Origin of the sequence: Neisseria sp. GT4A_CT1, assembly GCF_000227275.1 — a bacterium.
Lineage (GTDB): Bacteria > Pseudomonadota > Gammaproteobacteria > Burkholderiales > Neisseriaceae > Neisseria.
In genome coordinates, this window is sequence record NZ_JH164978.1 from 1 (window position 1) to 1,678 (window position 1,678).

Below are 1,678 nucleotides of genomic sequence, written 5' to 3' on the forward strand. Positions count from 1 at the left end.
GGTCAGATTCTCGAATCTGACGGCTTTTGAGATGGCAGGCTTTTGTCGGATACAAGTATCCGACCTTGTATATCGAAACACCCGTATCATAGCAACAAACCGCCCGCCGCCACCCGCATCCGACCAAGGCAAACAACCGTTGCGTAGCTCAGGGAGCGGCCGGGCAACCCATCGACACAACCGGACAGTTGCCAGACAACACAACCGAATGCAAGGCAGGTTTATGATGAGTACCCAATACAACTGTGCAGGCATCGACATCGCCAAACGAAACTTCGTCATCGCCGTTTCGTCTTTGTCTAAAACCAAAACCAAAACCGAAACCAACAACCCCAAAGGTATCGCCCATACTATCGAATACCTTAAAAAACACAACGTCGCCCTCGTCGTCATGGAAAGCACCGGCGGTCTCGAAATTCCCGCCGCCAAAGCCATCCACCGCGCAGGCATAGCCGTGATCATCGCCAACCCGCGTCAGACGCATCAGTTTGCCCAATCGCAGTCGCTGACCAAAACCGATGCCAAAGATGCCCAAATGCTCGCCTTCTTCGCACAGATGATGACGCAGAAAGAAGATTGGCAAACCATGCTCTACCAACCGCCCACCGAAGCGGAGGAAGTGTTGGAAGCATTGGTCAACCGCCGCAACCAGCTGGTGGATATGCGGACTGCCGAGAAAAACCGTCTGCATCAGGTTCATAAGACACAAGTCGAAAGCGTCAAACAACTGATTGCCCATTTTGACCGGCTGATTGACGAATTGGACAAACAAATCGACGACCACACCCACACGCATTTTGACGGCAAAGCCCAAGTGGCAGAGCAAATCAAAGGCATCGGTTCGACAACGACGGCTACGCTGATGGCGATGCTGCCCGAATTGGGACGGCTGTCGCACAAACGGCTGGCGAGTTTGGTCGGCATTGCCCCGCACCCGAGGGAGAGCGGGGAAACCAAATTCAAAAGCCGCTGCTTTGGCGGAAGGTCTGCGGTGCGTAAGGCACTGTATATGGCTACCGTGGTAGCGACACGTTTTGAACCGCTTATTCGGGATTTCTACCAACGCCTGCTGTCCAAGGGTAAGCCGTATAAGGTTGCCGTTACGGCATGTATGCGCAAACTGCTGACGATATTGAATGCCCGGATGCGTGATTACTTTGCCGAAAACGGTACCACCGAAAACGGTATCCGAACGGCTTGATTTGAGTTTTGGTATTTTTGCCCGACGGGGTGAAAAATACAGTTGCTACGCATTTCGAGGCAGTTAAACGCCTGCCTATCCCCATGAACAAAGAACTGATTGTCCCCAAATTGCAAGAGTTAGGCTTTATCGAAAACAGCAATAACGAAATCTTTAAAAGAAATTTCGGGAAGAAAAACATGTATAGCGCCGCTGACTACCTTGCCAATCTTTTTTCTGTAACAATAGTTTTAAAAGACTTTGCCAATCCGGAATGTCCGTACGGTGTCGATATATATCATGTCAATAACAAGGTAGACGGTGTGGATGCTTTGATTGGGTATAACGGCCTGATCTTTCAAGATACTACCATCCCCGATTTAATCATTTCCACCATCAACCATAAAAACAAACCGGACAACTTGTTTAAAAACCTGTTGGACAAACATATCCAAAACATCAAAGCCTTTAAACAGAAACAGCCGCTGAATGAAGAGC

1 protein-coding gene and 1 pseudogene are annotated in these 1,678 nt (G+C 49.5%); both read left to right on the forward strand.

The genetic code is table 11. The annotated features are described in order from the left end of the window. Nucleotides 1-226: 226 nt before the first annotated feature. The gene (locus HMPREF1028_RS12750) at nucleotides 227-1,201 is read left to right on the forward strand and encodes an IS110 family transposase (RefSeq protein WP_036529821.1); all 975 of its coding nucleotides are present in this window, start codon (nucleotides 227-229) and stop codon (nucleotides 1,199-1,201) included. A gap of 83 nt (nucleotides 1,202-1,284) precedes the next feature. Continuing rightward, nucleotides 1,285-1,678 (forward strand): annotated as a pseudogene (locus HMPREF1028_RS12755) (hypothetical protein); the annotation flags it as partial.

What these genes read in the sequence shown, in the direction of transcription:
- HMPREF1028_RS12750 (WP_036529821.1), top strand. Translation starts at nt 227, where the DNA reads ATGAGTACCCAATACAACTGTGCAGGCATCGACATCGCCAAACGAAAC.